We start from the raw sequence: 23,057 nt of genomic DNA, 5'->3' as shown, positions 1-23,057 counted from the left end.
CTTTTTTCTTTAGCAGTAAGATACCATTACTGTCATTTTTCCTGAAAAACCGCAACTATCCATTGTCGCAGGAACTATAAAGTGATCCCCCTTCTTAACTTTAATTCCGTCAGCTTCTCCCTTACCGTCAATTACACTTACGTTTAAAAATGGCTTGTCCATCTTGAATTCATATTCTCCATCAACGTCCCATTTTTCCAATGTGTAATATGGGCATATAACTAATTTTTCGCTAGTCATACCATCATGTTTTTCTACAACTTTTTCTTCGTTATAGTCAACATGTGGTGCAGTAATGCAGTCAATACTCTGCTGAACGTGAAGCTCCCTTGGCTTACCATTCTGAAGTCTGTCATAGTCATAAACTCTGTAAGTAACATCACTGCTTTGCTGTGTTTCTATTAATAAAGTTCCACCTTTTATAGCATGAAGACATCCCGGATTAATCTGGAAGAAATCTCCCTTCTTAATTGGAATAACTCGGATTAAGTCGTTCCATTTTTTGTTTCTAATCATGTCTTCTAACTCTGCTTTGTCCTTGGCATTGTGACCAATAACAATAGTAGCATCTTCTTTGCAATCTAAAATATACCAACATTCTGTTTTTCCTAATGCACCGTTTTCATGTTCTGCTGCATATTCGTTGTTAGGATGAACCTGTATACTTAAATCATCCTCTGCTCCAATTATTTTAATTAATAAAGGAAAAACATCTTCTTTTATGTTTCCAAACAATTCTCTATGATTTTCATAACACCATGAAAGCTTTTTGCCTGCAAATTCTCCATTTGCAACTGTGCAGTCTCCGTTTTGATGGGCACTGATTCCCCAACACTCGCCTGCATTATCCCCGGCTTCTTCGTATCCAAAGTTTTTTAATAGTTTTCCGCCCCAAATGGCATCCTTAAATACTGGATGTAACATTAAAATTGACATAATCCACCTCTTTCTTCCCTTTACTAAATGATATTTTATCATACTATTCTAAAATATCATAATTTTACGCGACTTTCCATATTCTATAATAATTAGTTTTTCGGTGAGCCTCAAATGAAAAATATAAACTCAATGTTAAAATCAAAAAAATTTTTAGCTGTTTTTATTATTGGCTTAGTTACTTTTATCTTCATAACTTACTTTTTTGCAGCTTTTTATAATCATTCCCCAAGTAACGATTATGCGGATTCAACACCCCATTACCAAAATCAGGATCAGTATAATTTTGACTTGTATAGTAATCAGCTTTTTAAAATTAATCTGTCTAATGATTACTTAAGTTTGCATTTTTATTTGGAACACCCGGAAAAATGGAATATTAATGTGAAAGAACCAACTCTCGGAGAATACAGTTATCAATCCATGATGGATAGTCAGAAATTCTACATAAACCAAATTAATATTTTAAAAAAATTCAATTATAATCAATTATCGGTTAAACAGAAAATAACATACGATACCTTAGCCGGTTATTTTAATAATCAGCTTGATTTTGCTGATTTATGCTTATGCTCAGAAATATTAAGTCCCACAACAGGTCTTCAGTCCCAACTTCCCATACTTTTTTCTGAATATACTTTTAAAAACAAGCAGGACATTACCACATATTTAAAGCTTTTGTCTCAGGTTTACGACTATTTTAAGGACATTTGTGATTTTCAAAAACTGAAAGCAAAGGAAAATGTGTTTATTAGCTCATTTTGTTGCCAAAACATAATTAATCAATGTCAGGATTTTGTTGGTGACAAAGTCCCTGAAAATAACCTTCTACACAAATCTTTTGTACAAAAAATCAATGAATGTTCTTTTTTAAGTGGGTCACAAAAACAGGCTTTTATTGCACAAAATAAAAAATATTTACAAAACAGTGTAATCTCAGGTTACAATCTCATTATTAGTACTCTCTCCTCTCTAATGAAGCAGGGCTATTGTAAAAACCAAGGTGGTCTATGTAATTTGCCAAACGGCAAAAATTATTACGAGTATCTGGTTAAAACCTATACCGGTAGTAACAGAAACATATTAGAGATAAAAGCAATGATTCAGGAACAGATAACAAAGGATATGAAAAGTCTCTATTCTTTGTACAACATAAGTCCTTCATTAGATAAGAAGTTGGACGCTGCTGAACGTTTGTCAGTGGCTAAATCTCCAAAAGATATTTTAAAAGAACTTACGAAAAAAAGTTCCGGGGATTTTCAGATAAAACAAAATTACTCTTTTAATATTAAGTATGTTGATAAAACCTTAGAAAAACACTTAAGTCCTGCTTTTTATTTGTCACCGGCAATTGACAGTAAGAACAAAAACAATATTTATATTAATAATTCAAAAAAGAATAAAGGGCAAAATCTTTATGCCACTTTAGCACACGAAGGAATACCTGGACATATGTATCAAAACAATTTTTTTGCCTCAACTAATCCTTCTCCCATTAGGCACATATTAAATTTTGGTGGCTATTCCGAAGGTTGGGCAACTTATACGGAAATTTTTTCGTATAAATATCAATACAAAGACTCTATTGTTGCCAGAGCTTTAAGTTGTAACACTTCATACTCATTGGCTCTCTATTCTCTTTGTGATATTGGAATTAACTATGAAGGTTGGAACCGTAAGGACACAAAAAAGTTTCTGTCAACTTATAGTATTTTTGATGACAATGCCTGTAATTCAATTTACGAGGCTGTAATTGAAGAGCCTGCAAATTATTTGCAATACTATGTTGGCTATTTAGAAATTATTAATCTAAAGAATAAATTCACGAAAAAATTTGGAGCAGAATTCGATACAAAAAGATTTCATAATAGTTTTCTAACTATTGGACCTACAAGCTTTGATGTAGTTGAGAAGTGGTTAGAATATTATTATTAACATTACATAAGCAAATAAGCAGAAATTCTAAATTAGAGTTGAATGTCAACACACCCAACTTCTAATTAGAGTTTCTGCTCATTTTATAAATTAATATATTAAATTTTACCAAGCTTTAGTTTAATTAAATTTCACCCATAAACTAAAATATTATACTTCAGAGTGATTTTATTTATTAATTAATTATTTTATTAATCAGACTCTCTAATTCTGTTTAATACTTAGTCTAACTGGAAAGTCTTGCCTAATTCTTCAACTTCTTCCTTAGTTGCTAAATTATCACTAAATGCACTTGCACTACCTGTTAATAAACCTTTTCTAAGTGCTTCCTTATAGTCGCCTGTTTCTAAATAACCTGCAATAAATCCGGCTACCATTGAGTCTCCTGCACCTACAGAATTTTTAACCTTGCCCTTTGGACATGGACTCTTATAAACCTGTCCATCTTCAGCAACTAATACAGCACCTTCGCCAGCCATTGATACAAGAACGTTTCTTGCGCCTTCTTCCTGCATCTTCTTTGCATACGGAACAACATCTTCTCTTGTCTTTAATTCAACACCATAAATTTCACCTAATTCATGATTGTTTGGCTTAACAAAGAATGGTTTATATTTAAGAACGTTAAGTAATAAATCCTTAGTTGCATCAACAACAATCTTAACATCCTTGTTCTGTAAATATTCCATAATGTTACTGTACATTGTTTCCGGCATAACACTTGGGATACTTCCCGCTAAAACTAAAATATCACCATCCTGCAACTGATCTAATTTCTTATATAATTCGTCAATGTTTTCTTTCTTAATTGCAGGTCCCATACCGTTAATTTCGCTTTCCTGCTGAGCACGAATCTTAACGTTAATTCTTGTAATGCCTTCTGCAACCTGTATAAAATCAGCATTTACTCCATTGCTCTTTAACATGCTTTCAATAGCTTCACCTGTAAATCCGGCTAAAAATCCAAGAGCTGTATTTTCAAATCCAAGATTACTTAAAACCATTGATACATTAATTCCCTTTCCACCTGGGAACATAAGCTCTTCCGATGTTCTATTTACCAAGCCTAACTTTAAATCATCTACTGAAACAATGTAGTCAATAGATGGGTTAAATGTAACTGTATAAATCATTTTTGCCTCCTATATATTTTATTTTTCTGACAAATATCTAATCAAAATATATAGTATTTACATTAAATTTGCAAGTATTACACTGGCAATTGTTCCAGCAATTGTTGCCAAAATTGCACCAGGCAAAGTCCATCTTGTTTTCGTTACTTTTGCAGTTATGTAATATACAGACATTGTATAAAATATAGTTTCCGTACAACTCATCATTAACGAAGTTACTATTCCAAGATATGAATCAGGGCCATATCTTTTAAAAATATCAAGCACCATACCCGTTGCTGCCGAGGAAGAGAATATTTTTACAATTGTAACCGGCATAAGTTCTCCCGGAAAACCTAAAGGATTAGTTATTTTTCCCAACCATTTTCCTAAAAATTCCATAAAACCGGATTCACTTAAAACACCTACAGCAACCATAAGTCCAATTAACGTTGGCAAAACTTTTACCACTGTTTTTAACCCATCTGCTGCTCCCGAAACAAAATCATCATATATATTTCTCTTACTTTTAATTCCGTATATTGTAATAAAAAGCATTACTCCCGGAATTATAAAAGAAGATAGTTTAACTAAAATCTCCATACGAAACCCTGTCTTTTTTATAAATCTATGCATAGAAATTTTATTCGAGAACAAAAAAGGAAAACCTCTTTACCGGGCATCCGATAAAGAGGTATATAACTTGTATTTATTAAATTTTTTAACCTTCTATTGGTCTGTTGTACTTATCTCTGTTTTCAATGTTTTCAACTAACTTACTTTCAGTTACAACATCCTGACCTGTCTTTAAGAATACAGGTTTAAGTACAATAGGTGTAATAATTGTTGTAGCAATAACCACGATAATTACCGGTGCTACTAACTCAGAACTCATAAGTCCTGCCTCAATACCTTTGTTTGCAACGATTAATGCAACTTCACCTCTGGATACCATACCAACACCAATTCTTAAACACTGGTAGTTCTTGTATCCACATACTTTTGCACCAAGTCCGCAACCCATAATTTTTGTAATAATGGCAATAATTGTTAACACAATTGCATATACAACAATTAAAATTCCCATGCTTGCAACTGCCTTACCATCTACCTTAAGACCGATACTTGCAAAGAATATTGGGCTTAAAAGCATATATGCTACAACATCAAATTTTGATGCAATGAACTGGTCCTTCTGTGTCATTGAGATAATTACACCTGCAAAGAAAGCTCCTGTAATATCTGCAACGCCAAAGAAATATTCTGCTGCAAATGACATAAGAAGACAGATTACAAATGCCATGATAGCATGTCTGTGCATTCCTTTTCCGTCATGTTCACACCATTTCTTGTATAATTTGTAAATAATAAATCCAAATACAGCAACAAATACAAAGAATAATACTATTTTTAACAATACGATTCCAAGTGGTGTTGTTTCTGCACCTTTTCCACTTTTTCCACCTAAACTGATTACAATTGTAAGTGCAATGATACCTAAAATATCATCAATAATAGCTGCACCTAAAATTGCATTACCTGAAGCTGTTTTTAACTTGCCCATTTCCTGCAATGTTTCAACTGTAATACTAACTGATGTTGCAGTAAGAATTACACCTACGAAAACAGCCTGCATAAATAATGATGATGCCTTTGCAGGTTCAATCCATCCTGCTTCTAAGAACCAATAAGTAAATAATCCACCACCAATTAATGGTACGATTACGCCTAAAACTGCTATTACAAATGATGCTAAACCGCATTTCTTTAATTCGTTAATATCAGTTTCAAGACCTGCACAGAACATAAGAACGATTACGCCTATTTCTGCCATATGATCAATAAATGGTGTTTGATATAATGTTAAAGCACCTAAATCGTGTCCCCCAACCATAACACCATTTAACAAGTTACCTAAAATTGCCGGTCCTAAAATAAGTCCTGCTAATAACGCGCCTACTACTTGTGGCATTTTGAATCTCTTTGTTACCAAACCAAAAAGTTTAGTGCTTGCTAATATTAAAGCAAGTTGCCATAGATATCCATATTCTTCCATTTTCACGACCTCTTTTCTATGTATTTAGAATATAGTTATGTAAAATTTATTTTACAACCTGAATCATAATAACACCTTATTTTAGTAAATTCAACTAATAAATTTAAGATTTTTGTGGGTTTATAAAAGTGCGTAACACATAACAATCTCTGTAATCAAAACTACAACATTAAAAGGTCATAACTCCACCTGTTTTTACACAATTTGGGTTATGACCTTTGGACACTATATTTTTTAATTTAAAAAGTTTTGTATAATAACTGCTTCAGCCTCTTCCTCTGTTAAACCTAATGTTCTTAACTTAAGAAGCTGTTCATCATTAATTCTTCCTATTGCAGCTTCATGAATAATTGCCGCATCTATGTTTTTTGCTCTAATTTCCGGTATTGAACCAACCTCAGCCTTGTCCATAATAATTGAATCACACTGTATATGGGCCTGACATTTGTTATTTCCAATGGCATTTGGATGGAATGTCTGTACTGAATTTCCTTTTCCAACGGATCTTGAAACTATCTGTGCCGAACTGTTTTCGCCGTTAAGCTGAACTTCAATATTTGACTCTGCCTTCTGCTCGCCACTTGTCATAAGACGCTCAGTTACATATAGCTTGGCTTCTTTTCCAAGTTCAACATTTGTCTCTCTAACAGTTGAATCTACACCCTCAATCTGCGCTGTATCCAAAGTAAAAACAGAATTATCTCCCACAATGATATTTGTAACAGGATTTAAAACTCTTGCGCCTGTTCCATTACCTTCGCCATAGTGTTTCTCCACGTATCGTACATTTGCATTTTTTCCAACGTGAAAAGTATGAACACCATCATGTCTGCTTTCATTGCAACCACTATTATGAATTCCACAGCCGGCAATTATGTTTACGTTTGCCCCATCTTCAATGTAAAAATCATTATAAACAAGATCAATCATACCTGAAACACTAACAACCACCGGTATATATACTGATTCACCGTTTGTTTTTCCGTCAATATAAATGTTTATTCCCGGATTGTCTTCTTTTTTTCTAATCTTAATATGTTCACTGTCTCCATGACAAATGGATACGCCATTTTCTCTAAGATTGAAGGCACCGCTTTGGCTAAATTCATTATCGTTAATAACATTTAAAACTTCTTCAGTTACATTGTTAAGCTTCACCATTACGCTCTTCCCTCCAATTCTTCTGCACATTTATGACATTCCTGCACACCGGTAAGATATGGTAGAAGCTCATCTTTAGTGCCTATTTTTTTAATCTTTCCATTATCAATAATCATAATTTTATCTGCCATATTGATAATTTTTTCCTGATGTGAAATTACAATAAGACTTTGTTTTTTCTCTGTATGGATTTCTTCAAACTTGTGTATAAGCATTGAGAAACTCCACAAATCAATTCCTGCCTCCGGTTCATCGAAAATGCAAAGTGAGTGTTCCTTAGCCAGCACAGATGCAATCTCAATTCTCTTCATCTCTCCACCTGAAAGTGTTCCGTCTATCTGTCTGTGAATATAATCCTTTGCACAAAGGCCAACGGCTTTCAATAGATTACAACATTCTTCATCTGAAAGATTTTCTCCTGACGCAAGTTTTAAAAGTCTTAAAACTGTCATACCTTTAAATCTTGGTGGTTGCTGAAATGCATAGCCGATTCCTGCATTTGCCCTATGATTAATGTCAAAATCTGTTATATCCTCACCGTCTAATATAATTTTTCCACTATTCAAATGGTTAATACCCATTAATGTTTTGGCTAAAGTGGACTTTCCACCTCCGTTTGGACCTGTAATAACAAGCATTTCCCCATCATCAACCTGAAATGAAATATCATTAAGGAGACACTTTTCTTCCCCTTCATCATCTACATAAAGTGATAAATTTTCTGCTTTAAGCACAATTTATACCTCTCTTCTTATTATTTTTTACAGCTCATTATAACATATTTATCATATATGTTAAATTAAACTTTTATTTAAGTTGCCAATTTAAAATATTTTTATATACTACCTAACTAAACATATCGAATTTAACTTTTATTCTTTTTATTTTTCTAAACATTTCCTGAGACAAAATCATTAGGAAAACAAAAGTGGATAAACCATGTACAAAGTTAAAAAATATACCTGCACCGTAAGTTGCCAGAAACGTAGACAACCTTGGCTTGTCTGTGTACATAACAACTGTGGCCGTATCAAGAATTAGTCCGTACAGCACAAATGTTACAAAAAAACCATATATACTAATTAGAACTCTTTTTTCTGCATGCTTTTGTCTTTTTCCACTAAATACAATTGCCGAAAGTACACCTATTAAACCAAAAGCAATCATCTGCCAAGGGGTCCATGGTCCCTGACCGAAAAAGAAGTCTGAAATAAACGCAGTTAAACAGCCACATAAAAATCCTGATTGTTTACCCAGCATAATTCCTGTAATTATTATTATGGCTGCGCATGGTTTAAATTGTGGTGTCATAAAAAATATAACCCTACCCACAATCGCCATGCCTGTTAGAACACCAAGGGTTACTATTTCTCTTGTTTTGGGTTTTCTTTTTTCAAATGACCACACAAAAATTCCAATTGCCGCCACAATTATAAGTATGGATACTATGTAATAATGTCTTATCATAACATGTCCTCCATTTTGTATGCACCATCAATAATCCCCCTTGCTAATTTTGCAATTGTAGTAGTATAAAATCTATTGTTCAGAAAAAATTCTCTGGCAGTGTCCTCACTAATTAAACTTCCCTGAGCAAACAAGCCACATCTGTCTGAATACTCTCCACAAAAATCTAAATCGTGGCTTACTAAAATAATTGTTTTTCCATTTTCAGCCAAATCCCTTAATAGAATTCCCAGTTGTTCTTTGTAAATATTGTCGATTCCCTTTGTAGGCTCATCCAATAACAAAACAGCCGGCTTTTCTCCAAGGACTTTAGCCAAGGCAACCTTCTGCTGCTCCCCACCACTTAAATCATAAGGGTGCATATTTAGAAGCTTTTGCAAGTTCATTTTTTCAATCAATGACTTGTCCACTTTTTTCAATTCTTCCATTACAGATTCCTGTTCAAAGAGAATTTGCACGTCCTGTGGCAAGAATCCTATTTTACCCCTCACCTTGATTTTGCCCCTGTAAGGTTTAAGAATACCACTAAGCAACATTGTTGTAGTTGTTTTTCCTGTTCCGTTACCACCAATAACTGAGAATATTTCTCCTTTATTTATATGCAGATTTAGACCTTTTATAATATCTCTGCTCATTTTTTCGTATCTAAACCACACGTCTTTCACGTTAACTACACTCATATTCTTTTCATTGTTATATGATGTAGGGAATCCCAAATTTAAAGATTTCCTTTCATTTAAATCTTCATCTTTTTTATAAGATTTACATTCACTCAAATTTTCATCTTTTTTGTAAGATTTATATTCACTGGATTTTTTTTCAGCAAAATTTCTTTTTGAAAAAAATGACTCATCTTTACTGTCACTTATATAATTTATAAGCCAGCTTCTTCCCTCTTTCGTGGATATAGGAATTTGACCTGCGCCGTTATGCCCATTAAAAATCCTACTTGGTATTGGCATTAAAGGACTTACTTCCATATTCAACGCTTCCCTTAAAACCTCCTGTGGACAACCGCACTGTACTAACTTGCCCTCTTCCATAACAACTAATTTGTTTGCATATTTAAGAAGATAATCCAGTCTATGTTCTGAAATAATAACTGTAATTCCAAAATCTTCGTTAATTTTGCTTACAATATCCATAAACCGTTCTGCTGCAATTGGATCTAATTGAGATGTCGGTTCATCCAACACCAAAATTTCAGGATTCATTATCATTACAGCTGCAAGGTTTACAAGCTGCTTCTGACCCCCTGAAAGGTTGTCTGTATTCTCATTATACAAATCAGTTATGTCAAAATATTCAGCAATTTCTGCCACTTTACTTCTTATAATTTCGTTCTTTTCACCCATACTCTCCAAGCCAAATGCCAGTTCATGCCAAACTTTGTCTGTGACAATCTGATATTCAGGATTTTGCATTACAAAACCTATTTTTTTTGCCTGCTCTCTGTCAGTTAAACTTTCTATGTTTCTACTCTCTAACAATATTTCGCCTTCAGTTTTTCCAGCCGGCATAATATTAGGCTTTAAACATTTAAGCAATGTTGTTTTTCCACAACCTGATTTTCCACATAATACAACAAAATCCCCCTTATTAATTGTAAAGGAAACATCTGACAAACTATTTTTTTCTGAGGTCTTGTATTTAAAACTTAAATTCTTGATTTCAATATGAGCCATCTTATTTCCTCCTTTACGTTAATTAATACAGGTGTCAAGCACAACAAACCGTACATCAAATACACAACCATATTATTCTTTACTTGTATAAAAGGATAATAGTAAGTGTAAACTTTTTCTCTCTCTAATGAAAAAACAACAACCAACCATAAAATTACCAGCCAGCCCATTAGCAAATAATCTCTTTTTTGAAATTTATAATTGCTGTAATTTGTTCTTCTTCCTGTTCCAAACCCCCTTGCTTTCATGGAGTCCGCTGTGTAAATTGAATTTTCCAACGCCCAGGTGGTGGTTATTGAGAAAGTTCTGCTGCCTTCTTTTATGCTATCAATTATCTTATCTATACCATTTTTCTTTTTTTGTTTTTTGCATGCCTCTATATAATTTTTCTTTTTTTGTCCTATATGTGCTTCTATACCACTTTTCTTTTTTTGTCTTTTGCGTGCTTCTATAACATTTTCTTTTTCAGTTTTTTCTCTATTTAAAAGATTTATTTTCTCGTCATAATTTCTTTTATTGACTTTATTTACCATTGAAACTTTACGTTGGTGCCTTGTATACTGGGGTATAAATCTCATTATCATGGTTATTAAAAGAGACACGTTTGGTAGCACTTTTCCTATTGCACCTAAGATTCTTTCCACGCCCATTACCTGATTAAAAGTTGAAAACCACAACAACATTGCCCCTATTATAATTGCAGATATTAATCCGTAAATAATAGATTCCAAAGTTACAGGATTTCCCGTAAACAGATAAAACAACAACGTTCCACCTTTATGAGAAAACAATGGGTTTATAATTGCAGAGACAATAATTATACCTACAACTACTGCGCAATACTTTAATCCCTCTGTTTTTTTCAGCATAAAATAATAGACTACTGCCGAAAAAAGAGAAATAAAAACTAACCCTACACTCATTTGAAACATTGTTGTTCCTAATACAAGTAAATAAAATATTAAATTTACAACTGGGTGGTATCTTGAAAATTCATCTGTCACTATTTTACATCCTCGCCTAAATCACATGTGTATCGCCACTTTATTACATCGCCATCTTTTACAGTGTACTCACTACAACTTACCTGTGGATATTTGTCATTTACACTGTACATCCAACCTGATTTCTTCCCGCAGGAGAACTCATAAATATTATCAATGCCCTCTACATACGCACTTTTTCCCGTAAAAGATGCCTCCATAAGAATGCTGTTTTTATCAAGCTGTCTTTTAAGAACATCGTAAACAGTATCTTTTTCATAAAATTTTACTTTCTGACTTTTTAATATAATGCCGTCTTTTGGTATATGATTTTTCAACCCTTTGTCTAAATCTTTTAAGTTGTCATAAATTGTTGAACACTCTACCAAAATGGTGCAGTTTCCGGCTTCCTTTTGTGGTGCATTACTTTTACCACAACCTGACATTGTTACTGTAACTAACAAAACTAATGCAACCATTGTTAGCTTAGTAGTTTTCTTTTTCTTTCTTACAAAAATTCCTATACCTGTAGCTGTCGCTAATGCAGCAATTATTAAAATTAGTATTATACAATTTTTTACGGATTTTTCTTTCTGTTTCTGATTTATAGCTTTGTGGGCTTCATTCTCTGATACATTTACGGATTCTGCTGTATTTCCTGAATCTTCTATATTACTAATTTTGTTATTGTTATCTTTATTGTTGTTACTTTTTTTGCTTTTACTATTTTTTGACTTGTTTTTCGTATCACTATTTGTGCCTGAAATATTCTTATTTGAATTCACTGATGCATTTGATTTTTTGCTATTTCCGGAACTTACACTATTATTATTTGACTTGCTACCTGTGCTATTGTCTGTAGTATTACCTAGGCTATTTTTCTTTTTATTTTCTGATGTTTTACTGCCCTTTTTTTCATAAGATTTTTTATTAGTTTTCTTATCTGTGCCATAATTATTATTCTTTTTGGCATCACCCATATCATACAGATTACTGTCGTCAGCTAAATTCCTGTAGTACGCAACAAGTCCATACATGCCCTGTTCTGTTGCCATTTGATTTACAAAAGTATCCTTAGTGTGCTTAAAGGCACCATTTGAATAAAATTGCAACAAACCGTCTAATACTGTATTTCTATTTTTTATAAATCTACTGTCTTTTACGCTAATATTAAGCATTGACATTGCTGTTAAAACCTGTGCTGTACTTTCACAGTTTTCACTATTAGATGTGGAATAAGCCCCTGTTTTATTCTGCTTTTTGGACAGGTATTCAATTCCTTTTTCTAATGCTTTTTCCACCTTACTTTGTTTCTTATAATTTGCCAACGCCTGCATTGCCATGGCTGTCACATCAACATCTGACTTGCCACCCATATATGACCAACCGCCATCGTCGTTTTGTGCATTTACAAGTAAACCAACCAATTTTTCTCTTGTTGTAACTTTTCCATCATAACTTTTTGCCGGTTCAGGAATTGCATAATCTCCACTGTCTAAAGCTATTAATGCATAAGTTGGTCCATTGATTCCAAGCTTGTTTACATTATCAAATTCTGCCAAAGATTTTAATAAGTCATAGCCTTCAAAATTTTCAGGATCAATACCTAATGAAGTTAAAGCTAAAACAACTCTCGAATACTCTGTGTATTTTCTTGTTGATAAAACTCCATCGCACTTTTTCACATATTCTTTTAAATTGTTTAAATAAATTTCTACATAAGATGACGGAACTTTTTCAAAACGTGCCAATCCAATCATCAACCATTCGCCACCTATACTTCCGTACTGGGGATTTTGAATTGTAGACATTTCATATTTGGAAATTTTCTGTAAATAGCTTTCCGTTTGTTTCTTATTTAATACTGTTTTACATTGTGTAGAAGTAGATTGTGATACAACACACAACATTATTAAAAACATAAATATTAATTTTTTTATTGTACTTAAAACTTTTTCTCTCATCTTCTACACCTTTATCTTTGTTGAGATTTCTATTATAAAAGAATGTTACTTGCGGCATTCTTCGCACCGAGTGCGTGTTGCCGCGCAACATTTTTCCTTTCGCGCCAGGGTGCATTCCTAGTGAAACGTTTTAATGTAATAAGAAATTCTGAAAGAATTTATTATTACATTAAAAATTATCGCAGCAAATTTATAAAAAATCTACTGCGACAATCTTCCTGCTATTTTTTTATCTTAACTGATTTTGGACTACTCCATTTACCATATACTTTCTGGTTTCCTGACTTCTTGTAAGCTCTAACCTTTACATAGCATTTTGATTTTTTCTTTAGCTTAGTAAGTGTATATGTTGTTTTCTTTGTGTTTTTGTATTTACAGTTTTTGAATTTTTTATTTGTTGCATATTTAATCTGATAACCTTTTGCACCTGTTACCTTATTAATTTTAATTTTAACCTTTTTACCCTTAACATTCTTTAAAGACTTAATACTTGCTTTTTTTAAAGTTGTCTTTTGTGTTGTTGTAGGTTCTGCTGTAGTTACCTGCACTTTTTCTAAGTTTGTGTATGCAGCATCTACATCTTCCTGAGTTGCATCATAATTTGCAAGAACCTTAATAGCTTCTGCCTTTGCTACTACCTGAGGGTTGTCTGGTGTATTAGCTACTAATTTAGTAAGTGCATCTTTATTTGGAAGTTTCGCACTTTCGATATTTTCATAGTAACTTACAAAACCTAAATCAGCTCCACCTGCATAAACGCTAAACTGAAGTCTGATAACATCTCCATCTTTTACAGGCTGTGAATCCATTGCCACATCAGGTGCAACATTATTAACTGTATACATCCAACCTGCTAAACTACTATATGAACCTGAACCTAACTTCTGGTCATCTGTAAATAACGCATTTGTACTTGTATTTGTTGGAGCATCATAATGCTGATTTCCATAACCATAGTCAACATCAATACTTGGCATCTTCTGAATACTTTCAGGAATATTAATAACGCCTGTATCTGCATAACTGATTGAATCAATGTAATATCCATAAGATGATAAATTAATTGTTAAATTCTTTTCCTTGGCAACTTCTTCTAAAACATCCTTAGCTGCTGCCCCTTCGTTTACCTGAACTGTAACCGGTTCAACTAAAAAGCCCTGTCCAATTGTAAATCTTTCAATAGCAAATGTTACGTTAATTTTCTTTGTTTCATTGGCATATGTTGTAGTAAACATACCAACAACTAATGTTACTGCCATTAACAAAGTTAAAATCTTCTTTGTTACTTTGTTCATTTTATCCTCCTTTTGTCAATATAAATTTATTCAGAAATCAAGTATAAAATTTCTCTAAAATTAGAAAAAGTCCTGCTTAAAAAGCAAGACAAAAAAACCCTTATGGGCCATATATACTCCTACTCGCCTTGCTTACGATTTCCAGCTGGTTATGTTGACGTATCCTGACTCAAGTTCATCCTATTCTAAGCGCCTTCCAGAAATCATCCGTGACATAATGCTTATTTCGTCCCTTATACAGTAGAGAAAGACTGTGCCGGATTCTCACCGGACTTCCCTTAAACTAAATAATTTTAATATTCACATACAACCATTAAATTTATGTAATTTTTTTTAATTGTAATTAATTAAAATATATCCAGACCATAACTATTTTTATTTTATTGACACACTCATTCTATACTAATGGCTTTACAGTGTCAAACACTAATATTATTTATTTTATTTTCTTACTCTCCTGCACATAATTTTGCAAAAACTCACTCCTGCCAGGGTACTTATTGTGGTTGCAATAATTGCTGGTGCAACAATAGCTCCTGGGTTGTGAGAATTATACTGGCTTCTGTATGCTATCATACTAACAGGAATTAATTGTAATGATGAGATATTTAATACTAAAAATGTACACATCTCGTTGGTGGAAATATGACTTTCTATTATTTTTCCCTTTTGTGGTATTGGATTTTTTGCTAATTCTTCCATAGCTTTTAAGCCAGCCGGTGTTGCCGCCCAGCCCAAACCTAAAACATTTGCAATTATATTTGTAATTATGTGTGGTCTTGCACTATGGTTACATGGCAAATTGGGAAACAACCAATTTATAAGTGGATTAATTGCTTTTTCACATTTTTTGACTAAGCCTGATTTCTCAGCTATATTCATAAAGCCCATCCACATGCTCATTATCCCCAACATTGTTATTGATATTTTCACAGCTTCCTCAGCCCACATTACTGCTCCGTTGCCAACCTTATCAATATTACCTGTTATCACACCATAAACCACACCAACTATAATCATAAAAGTCCAAATATAATTTAACATTTTCCGCTCTTTTTGCCTATTTACACATAATATTAAGGATTTTGTTCTTATATGAACGAATTTTTTTTCAACAGTGATTTTTGCCTAAAATATAGTACATTTTGCTATTTTATAAAAACGATTAAATTACTTTGTCTAATTTTTTTACAGATTATTGGAAACCTTTCCGATTTTTCTATAAAAATACGATATTTTTTTCATATATTAATGTATAAACTTTGGTTATTTTTGCCCTTTTCTTTTTCTTGACTTAATTTGTTTTAGGCATTAGTATTGTATGTCGAATGAGGGATGAAACTGTGCCATTCAAGTAGTGACAGTTTTTAAAGGAGGTATTTGCAATGAAAACAGTTACAGTTAACTTGAACTCAATCGAGAAAGTTAAGTCTTTCGTTAATGATATTGTTAAGTATGAAAATGATTTTGACTTGGTATCAGGACGCAATTATGTTGATGCAAAATCAATTATGGGGATATTCGCCTTTGATTTGTCAAAACCTTTACAACTTAACATTCATGCTAACGACAATTGTGATGAAATCACAAAATCATTAAAAAATTATCTTTGTTAATTAGAAATCAATTCATATAGCGACAACAGGTCGCACACCCCCCCCAAAAAAAGGGGCTGTCGCTCTAACCATTTATAATCGTTAGGGCACAGTACCTTTTTTGACCATATTTTATTGTTTTCCCCAAAATAATAGTGCGCCTTTTTTCTTTTGTCTTCAGAAAAAAGGTGCACTTAAATAAAGCCCCCATAGAGGTTTGTTAATCTGTTTTAAAAGTTTAAAATTTACGCACTTTTTAATGGGAATATAAATCAGTCAGATCCATCTTCTCCACAAACTTTCGTCGCTTAATAAATTTTTATTATTTAATAAGCTCATTATAAATGTCTCTTTTTGAAACGCCCCTGTCCTTTGCAACCATTTTCATTGCAGTCTTTTTGTCCATATCCTGATTCATATAGAATTGAACGTGTTCCTCAATAGTCATTAATTCCCACTGTTCTCTTTTTTCAGCCTGAATTTCTTCCATTGGCTTTCCTGCAATTACTAAAACATACTCTCCTTTTGGCTCCTTGCTGTCATAATATTCAATTGCCTCACTGATAGTTGTCTGAAAAGCTTCCTCGTATTTCTTTGTCAACTCTCTACAAATAGTCAGCGGTCTGTTGCCTATTGTTTTTTCCAGTTCCTTTAAAGTTTTAACTAAACGATGAGGTGCTTCGTAAATAATAGTAGTTCGCACTTCATTTTTTAAACTTTCAAGTACCTGTTGCTTTTCTTTTTTATCCTTTGGCAAAAATGCCTCAAAAACAAAACGTCTTGTTTTCTGACCTGACATGGTAAGTGCTGTTATGCATGCTGCAGCTCCTGGAAGAGAAGTTACTTCTATTCCTGCTTCATAGCACTGTCTTACAAGTTCTTCCCCAGGATCAGATATTCCCGGAGTTCCTGCATCAGTTATTAATGCAATGTTTTTTCCCTGTAACATATCCTGAACCAACACCTTTGCTTTATCATATTTATTAAATTCATGATAACTTGTCATTGGCGTTTTTATATCAAAATGATTTAACAATTTTATACTGTTTCTTGTATCCTCTGCACCAATTAAATCAACCTCTTTTAGTGTTCTAACTACTCTATAAGTAATATCTTCCAGATTTCCTATTGGTGTCGCACATAAAAATAACTTTCCTGCCATAATTTACCTTTTTCCATATATTTCTAAAATTTCGTCTGTATACACACCCTGTTCTTTGTAGACAATTAGTGGTGCTTCCACTTTCATCATGGACTTGCGTCCTCTATGTCCTTCAATTAAAAGCATGTTTGCGTCTTTATCCTTAAAAGGATGTACCATTCTAAGTCGTTTAGGTTCGATTTTGTACACACTCATAAGATTCATAATTTCTACCAAACGTCTTGGTCTGTGAACCATATAAAATCTTCCACCGGGTTTTAAAACCTTGGCAGCCTCTCTTATAACATCATCAAGAGTACATTTAATTTCATGTCTTGCAATTGCCTTAGGCTCTTCAAAATTCTCAATCCCATGATTTTCTGTCATATAAGGCGGATTGCATGTTACTACATCAAAAGAAGCCGGCTTAAATATAACCGACGCCTCTTTTATGTCACCCTGAACAATGTGTACTTTTTCTTCTAAATGATTAAGAATTACACTTCTCTTTGCCATATCAGCACTGTCCTGCTGGATTTCCAAAGCATAAAAATCTTCACCCACAGTTTTTGCCTCAAGCAATATTGGGATAATTCCTGTGCCTGTTCCCATATCCAAAACTTTTTCGTTTTCTTTAACCTGGGCAAAGCCTGACAAAAGAACTGCATCCATGCCAAAACAAAAGCGCTTTCTGTCCTGAATTATTTTATATCCGTTTCTCTCCAGGTCATCTATCCTTTCCCCTTCTTTTAAAAACAGATTATTTTCTTTTTCTAAATTCATAATTATCCTTTTGATTTTTCTAATCTAACTTTGAAGCTTCCATATCTTCTAAACCTTTTAATTCTTTTAACTCATCAGAAGCTAACTCAAATTTCTTTTTCTTTGGCTTAAATTTCAATTCATTAACAGAATATTCACGTTCTTCTCTTTCGTCATTTTGCTCAATAACAATTTTAACTTTCTGACGTAAAACATTAACACTCTTAACTTCTCCTTTTAAACCATCAAAAGTTTTAACTGTTTCACCTACATTTGGTAAGTTAGAATTCAAATACTCGTATGCTTCCTGCTCATTTTTTAGGCAACACATCAGTCTTCCACATATTCCTGATATTTTGGTAGGATTAAGAGATAAATTCTGTTCCTTCGCCATTTTTATTGACACCGGAATAAATTCTGACAAATATGTGCTACAGCAAAGTGGTCTTCCACAAATTCCAATACCACCAAGCATTTTTGTCTCATCTCTTACACCAACCTGTCTAAGTTCAATTCTTGTTTTGAACACTGATGCTAAATCCTTAACCAATTCTCTAAAGTCAATTCGTCCATCAGCAGTAAAATAAAACAATACTTTATTATTATCAAAAGTATATTCTGTATCTATTAATTTCATTTCAAGACCATGTTTTTTAATCTTCTCTTTACAAATAAAGAAGGCCTTCTTTTCCTTATCTTTATTTTGCTTGGCAATCTTGTCATCTTCCTCAGTTGCCACTCTTATGACAGGTTTAAGAGGCATAATAACGTCTTCTTCGTTTTTTTCCTGCACACTCTGTACAACTTTTCCGTATTCAATACCTCTTGCTGTCTCAACAATTACATGATTGCCAACTTCTATTTTAAAATCCAGCGGATCAAAATTATAAATTTTTCCCGCCTGTCTAAATCTAACTCCTATTACCTTTACCATCATTCATCCTTTCTTTTATTGCTAAAAATAAGACTTCCATTGTTACATCAAAATTAACATTTGATTTTATTCTACTCTGAGCCTTATCTAACTGTTGTAAAATAATATTTATACCATAATAATCTATTTTTTCTGACATTTCTTCTATTAACTTATAGTCATCCTGAAATACCAGTTTATCATCACTTTTTGAAGCCTTATATAATAAAACATCTCTGAACCATATTCTAATTAGACTGAAATATTCATCAATCTGCTTCTTAAAAGATGCTGCTTCCTTTACATTATTTGATATTATATCCATGCCACCTTTTTCCAGCGACAACAATGCCCCAACAACATGATTTTTCAAATCCTTAAAATCTTCTGATGTTGCCAGTTCAACTGCCTTTCCAGGGTTACCTCCACTAAAAACTGCTGCCATCGATGCCTCATAAGCACCAATGCCATATTCCGACATTAACTTGTTTTTAATTAATTCCTCTTTCACCGGTCTAATATTCAGAACTACACATCTTGACAAAATTGTTGGCAAAAATGTGTCTGCATTTGTAGTCAACAAAATTATTATTGCATATTCCGGCGGCTCCTCTATTGTTTTAAGCAATGCATTCTGTGCCTGCACAGTCATTTTTTCACTTTCATCAACAATATATATTTTGTACCTGCTACTATATGGCTTAATATCTATATCATCATTAATTTGTTCTCTTATTTCGTCAACACCAATTCCGGATTTCTCATAAGTAACATACTTTATGTCCGGCTGATTCTTGGAATCTGTCTGCTTACACGACTTACAATGCCCACATGCTTTGCCATTAAACTCCTCACATTGCAATGCTTTTGCAAAATCCACTGCAAGCTGCATCTTACCTGTGCCTTTTTCCCCATTAATAATGTAAGCATGAGAAATCTTTCCTATCTTTATGGCATTTTCGAAGTGTTTTACTATATGGTTTTGTCCTAAAATTCTTCCTGACTCCATACTATCCTTTATATCCAACAAAATTTAATAATTTATAAACTACTAATCTTTTAACCTGCAAATTACAGTCTTTTTTTCCTGTAAACTCTAAAATCCTTTAACTTACAGATTACGGTCTTTTTTTCCGTAAACTTTAAAATTCTTTAACTTACAGATTACGGTCTTTTTTTCCGTAAACTTTAAAATTCTTTAACTTACAGATTACGGTCTTTCTTTCACATAAACTCTAAAATCTTTAACTTACAAACAAAGACTTTATTATTCACAAACCTAACTTTTATCATATCATAATTTATTAATTGTTTCCACAATCTCGGCAATACATCTGTCTAAATCATCATTCATGTATCTTCTTTCAATACCGGCATTTTTGATGTTTTCTTCCTTAAAATCTTCCTCATCTGCAAGAAATCTTCTACAAAGTTCAGCGTATTTTGGCTCTTTCTCCAAGCGCTCTCTTTTTATGGCACGCTCTAACCTTTCACCATTTTCTACTTCTACATATATAGGTACCACCACATCTTTTCCATAATACTTAACCATGGCATTGTAAGACTCCAAAGTTCCTATATAAATGTAATTATCTGCACCCAAATTAATTTGACCGTCATCTAATGTGAAATAACTCCACACTCCGTACACAGTATCATAATCTCTGCACTCAATAATTTTTCCCTGTTTTCTATATTCAGCAAGTTTTTCCCTACTAACAAAATGATATTCCACACCCTCCTGTTCCCCTTCTCTCATTGGTCTTGTTGTGTAACCAACAATTGTTTTTAAATTTAATTCCTTATTATTTTTCAAATATCTAAAAATTGTATCTTTTCCACTACAACTTTTTCCCAATACAAAAAATATTTTTGACATATCTCCTCCAACTTACAGGCATACTATAATCCATACCATTCCTAATAATTATAATAATAGAATTTTTGACATTCATTATCTAACCTTTAATATCTACTATATGTTCATAATAAGTAATTAATCATTTACAGTAACTAATCAATTATTCATAATGATTAATTAAATATTTATAATAGATAATCAAATATTTACATAAATTAATAATTAATGTAAATATAAAAAATTTATCTTTTGATAACAATAATTTTTTCATTATCAATTCCCTTTATATTTAAATTAGACATTTTATATTCCATTATTTTTTTCAACATTTGATTTGTAATTAAATCCCCTGGTACAATAATTGGTATCTCAGGCGGATAAACATACACATATCCTGCACTTACCCGACCTACAGCATTACAAACATCTATTTTTTCTTTTTTGCATAATAATGCCTCATATATTGTCATTACCTGCTCCGTTTTTTCTAATAAAATTTCAGTATTTGTTTGCTCTAACAAACTTTTATCTTTAATTTTATCAGCTATATAATTATCTATTTCCACTAAATTATCAGCTAGTCTTAATATCTCATCCATATTATCACATATAGAAGTCATACCGATTACATAATCTTTGGAACACATTTCTATTTCGAAATTATATTTTTCTCTTAAAATGCTCTCAAGATATTTTCCATCATAAGTTTCATTTATTTTATCGGTACTTAATTCAGTATTGTTTGTTTTGGCATTATCTAATTTAGCATTATTTATTTCTGCTTTATCTGATACTGTATCACTTAATACGGTATTGTTTAATACAGTATCACTTAATACGGTATTGCTTGATACGGTATTATTTAGTTTTGTAATATTTAATTCTACATTATCTTTTTCTATACTCCTCAACTTCATATTAAGAAAAATAACAATTTTAGAAATATCAAAATCATACACACTGTTTTTTCCTATAATACTACGATCTAACACTTTTAATACTTTAAAATTTTTAACTCTATTATGGAATTTCTTTAGAGTTATTAACATTTCGTTAGCATCTTTTTGCCCTTTTGTTGATAACTCTCTTATACATTTGTCAAGGCTGGACATAAGTACATAAGATGGACTACTTGACTGATAAACCGATAACATCCTCTGAACATCTTTTACTGAAACTTTGTCCCCCTGCACATGTAAAAAGGCTGTCTGTGTCATTGCAGGAAGCGTTTTGTGTGCACTTTCTATAACAATATCAGCCCCTAATTTATAAGCCGAAGTAGGAAACTCATCACTTAAAATCATATGAGCACCATGTGCTTCATCAACAATAAGAATGCTATTGTGTCCGTGAACAATTTCTGCAATTTTTTTAATATCAGAAACTATACCCTCATAAGTTGGACTTGTTATTACAACAGCTTTAACTTTTATATTTTTCTTTTCTGCTTCGACAAATTTTTGTTCAATTTCTTCCGGTTTATAACCACCACTTATATTAAACCCTTCAACTATTTCAGGATACACATATTCAACATTCAAATTTCTTAGCTGAACAGCATTATAAGCTGATTTGTGACAGTTTCTCCCTAAAATAATAGTATCGCCTATATTTGTAACCGCGGTAATTGCAGATAAAATTCCACATGAACTTCCATTAACAAGAAAAAATGTAGCCCTTGTTCCAAAAAAATCTGAAGCATTTTCCATAGCAGCTTTTATTATTCCCTCAGGATGATGCAAATCATCAAAACCATTTATTTCTGTTATGTCTATATCAAAGGGATCATATTGGTTATTAACATATACACTTATTTCTTTATCTTCATTTAACTCGTTAACCGAGTTATCAAATGGCTTATTAACTAACTTATTAAAAGAATCTTCATCACCGACAAACGCTTTATTAAAATCAAATAATTTTCTCTGTCGCTTGTGTCCTGGCATATGCAATGGATATCTTCCATTTTTGCTATATTCAATTAATTTACTATATAAACTCTCTTTACTCATAACTTTGATTATAACATAAATGCTAATAAGTAACTAGCAAAGTAAAATATGCAAAAAATACATTAACAACATCCCCAAAACATATAAACTAATTTTTCTAAACATTTCTAAAACAATAAAAATGATAAAAGAAAAAACTGTAGACATTACCGGGTAACATCTACAGTTTCACATAACAA

At 32.5% G+C, this 23,057-nt stretch carries 20 protein-coding genes and 1 riboswitch; of the genes, 2 read left to right on the top strand and 18 right to left on the bottom strand.

Translation table 11 applies throughout. The annotated features are described in order from the left end of the window. Nucleotides 1-9: 9 nt before the first annotated feature. Nucleotides 10-936: a mannose-6-phosphate isomerase, class I gene (gene manA / locus DW006_RS04540; RefSeq protein ID WP_117999243.1), complete on the bottom strand. Its 927-nt coding sequence runs from the start codon at nt 934-936 to the stop codon at nt 10-12. Between the two features lie 114 nt (nt 937-1,050). On the opposite strand from manA, the gene DW006_RS04535 reads away from it, so the two are divergent. Continuing rightward, nucleotides 1,051-2,871, top strand: coding sequence for a DUF885 domain-containing protein (locus tag DW006_RS04535; protein WP_117999242.1), 1,821 nt, complete (start codon nt 1,051-1,053; stop codon nt 2,869-2,871). Nucleotides 2,872-3,092: 221 nt separating this feature from the next. On the opposite strand, the gene pfkB is transcribed toward DW006_RS04535, so the two are convergent. The 11 genes from pfkB to DW006_RS04480 form a co-directional block, all read right to left on the bottom strand. Continuing rightward, nucleotides 3,093-4,004, bottom strand: a complete 912-nt coding sequence (gene pfkB, locus DW006_RS04530) for a 1-phosphofructokinase (RefSeq protein ID WP_117999241.1) — start codon at nt 4,002-4,004, stop codon at nt 3,093-3,095. Nucleotides 4,005-4,061: 57 nt separating this feature from the next. After that, complete coding sequence (locus tag DW006_RS04525; protein WP_117999425.1) at nt 4,062-4,586, bottom strand: nucleoside recognition domain-containing protein; 525 nt, start codon at nt 4,584-4,586, stop codon at nt 4,062-4,064. A gap of 118 nt (nt 4,587-4,704) precedes the next feature. Beyond that, a complete protein-coding gene (locus tag DW006_RS04520; protein ID WP_117999240.1) occupies nt 4,705-6,039 on the bottom strand; it encodes a cation:proton antiporter in 1,335 nt (444 codons plus the stop codon). Nucleotides 6,040-6,273: 234 nt separating this feature from the next. Continuing rightward, nucleotides 6,274-7,230 (bottom strand): SufD family Fe-S cluster assembly protein, encoded by a 957-nt coding sequence (locus DW006_RS04515; protein ID WP_347475056.1) that lies wholly within the window; start codon nt 7,228-7,230, stop codon nt 6,274-6,276. Beyond that, nucleotides 7,200-7,934: an ATP-binding cassette domain-containing protein gene (locus DW006_RS04510; protein WP_117999238.1), complete on the bottom strand. Its 735-nt coding sequence runs from the start codon at nt 7,932-7,934 to the stop codon at nt 7,200-7,202. Before DW006_RS04510 ends, DW006_RS04515 begins: the two co-directional genes overlap by 31 nt. Before the next feature lie 112 nt (nt 7,935-8,046). Further along, nucleotides 8,047-8,667 carry an ECF transporter S component gene (locus DW006_RS04505; RefSeq protein WP_117999237.1) on the bottom strand — a complete coding sequence of 207 codons (621 nt, stop codon included), beginning with the start codon at nt 8,665-8,667 and terminating at the stop codon, nt 8,047-8,049. Continuing rightward, nucleotides 8,664-10,352, bottom strand: coding sequence for an ABC transporter ATP-binding protein (locus DW006_RS04500; RefSeq protein WP_117999236.1), 1,689 nt, complete (start codon nt 10,350-10,352; stop codon nt 8,664-8,666). Before DW006_RS04500 ends, DW006_RS04505 begins: the two co-directional genes overlap by 4 nt. Then, complete coding sequence (locus tag DW006_RS04495; RefSeq protein ID WP_117999235.1) at nt 10,325-11,356, bottom strand: energy-coupling factor transporter transmembrane component T; 1,032 nt, start codon at nt 11,354-11,356, stop codon at nt 10,325-10,327. Before DW006_RS04495 ends, DW006_RS04500 begins: the two co-directional genes overlap by 28 nt. Next, nucleotides 11,356-13,299 (bottom strand): DUF4430 domain-containing protein, encoded by a 1,944-nt coding sequence (locus DW006_RS04490; RefSeq protein ID WP_117999234.1) that lies wholly within the window; start codon nt 13,297-13,299, stop codon nt 11,356-11,358. The genes DW006_RS04495 and DW006_RS04490 overlap by 1 nt, the downstream gene beginning before the upstream one ends. 221 nt (nt 13,300-13,520) lie before the next feature. Further along, nucleotides 13,521-14,594, bottom strand: coding sequence for a DUF4430 domain-containing protein (locus DW006_RS04485; RefSeq protein ID WP_117999233.1), 1,074 nt, complete (start codon nt 14,592-14,594; stop codon nt 13,521-13,523). Nucleotides 14,595-14,732: 138 nt separating this feature from the next. Beyond that, nucleotides 14,733-14,913: riboswitch (cobalamin riboswitch) on the bottom strand. Nucleotides 14,914-15,035: 122 nt separating this feature from the next. Next, a complete protein-coding gene (locus DW006_RS04480) occupies nt 15,036-15,638 on the bottom strand; it encodes a nucleoside recognition domain-containing protein (protein ID WP_117999232.1) in 603 nt (200 codons plus the stop codon). Between the two features lie 341 nt (nt 15,639-15,979). On the opposite strand from DW006_RS04480, the gene DW006_RS04475 reads away from it, so the two are divergent. Further along, a complete protein-coding gene (locus DW006_RS04475; protein WP_022164743.1) occupies nt 15,980-16,210 on the top strand; it encodes a hypothetical protein in 231 nt (76 codons plus the stop codon). Between the two features lie 301 nt (nt 16,211-16,511). Here the strand turns inward: DW006_RS04475 and rsmI are convergent, their stop codons facing one another. The 6 genes from rsmI to DW006_RS04445 form a co-directional block, all read right to left on the bottom strand. Then, nucleotides 16,512-17,351, bottom strand: coding sequence for a 16S rRNA (cytidine(1402)-2'-O)-methyltransferase (gene rsmI, locus DW006_RS04470; protein WP_117999231.1), 840 nt, complete (start codon nt 17,349-17,351; stop codon nt 16,512-16,514). Between the two features lie 3 nt (nt 17,352-17,354). Further along, nucleotides 17,355-18,113: a tRNA1(Val) (adenine(37)-N6)-methyltransferase gene (locus DW006_RS04465; RefSeq protein ID WP_117999230.1), complete on the bottom strand. Its 759-nt coding sequence runs from the start codon at nt 18,111-18,113 to the stop codon at nt 17,355-17,357. A gap of 19 nt (nt 18,114-18,132) precedes the next feature. Then, nucleotides 18,133-19,026 carry a stage 0 sporulation family protein gene (locus DW006_RS04460; RefSeq protein WP_117999229.1) on the bottom strand — a complete coding sequence of 298 codons (894 nt, stop codon included), beginning with the start codon at nt 19,024-19,026 and terminating at the stop codon, nt 18,133-18,135. Further along, a complete protein-coding gene (locus DW006_RS04455) occupies nt 19,004-20,014 on the bottom strand; it encodes a DNA polymerase III subunit delta' C-terminal domain-containing protein (protein ID WP_117999228.1) in 1,011 nt (336 codons plus the stop codon). The genes DW006_RS04460 and DW006_RS04455 overlap by 23 nt, the downstream gene beginning before the upstream one ends. Nucleotides 20,015-20,299: 285 nt before the next feature. Continuing rightward, complete coding sequence (locus tag DW006_RS04450; protein WP_022164748.1) at nt 20,300-20,884, bottom strand: hypothetical protein; 585 nt, start codon at nt 20,882-20,884, stop codon at nt 20,300-20,302. Nucleotides 20,885-21,108: 224 nt separating this feature from the next. Further along, nucleotides 21,109-22,812 carry an aminotransferase class I/II-fold pyridoxal phosphate-dependent enzyme gene (locus DW006_RS04445; protein ID WP_158561070.1) on the bottom strand — a complete coding sequence of 568 codons (1,704 nt, stop codon included), beginning with the start codon at nt 22,810-22,812 and terminating at the stop codon, nt 21,109-21,111. Nucleotides 22,813-23,057: the final 245 nt, after the last annotated feature.

Origin of the sequence: Eubacterium sp. AF36-5BH, from assembly GCF_003460505.1 — a bacterium.
In the GTDB taxonomy this organism is placed as follows: domain Bacteria; phylum Bacillota; class Clostridia; order Lachnospirales; family Lachnospiraceae; genus Eubacterium_G.
Note: the sequence above shows the minus strand (reverse complement) of the source record. Positions and strands in the feature narration are given on the sequence as shown.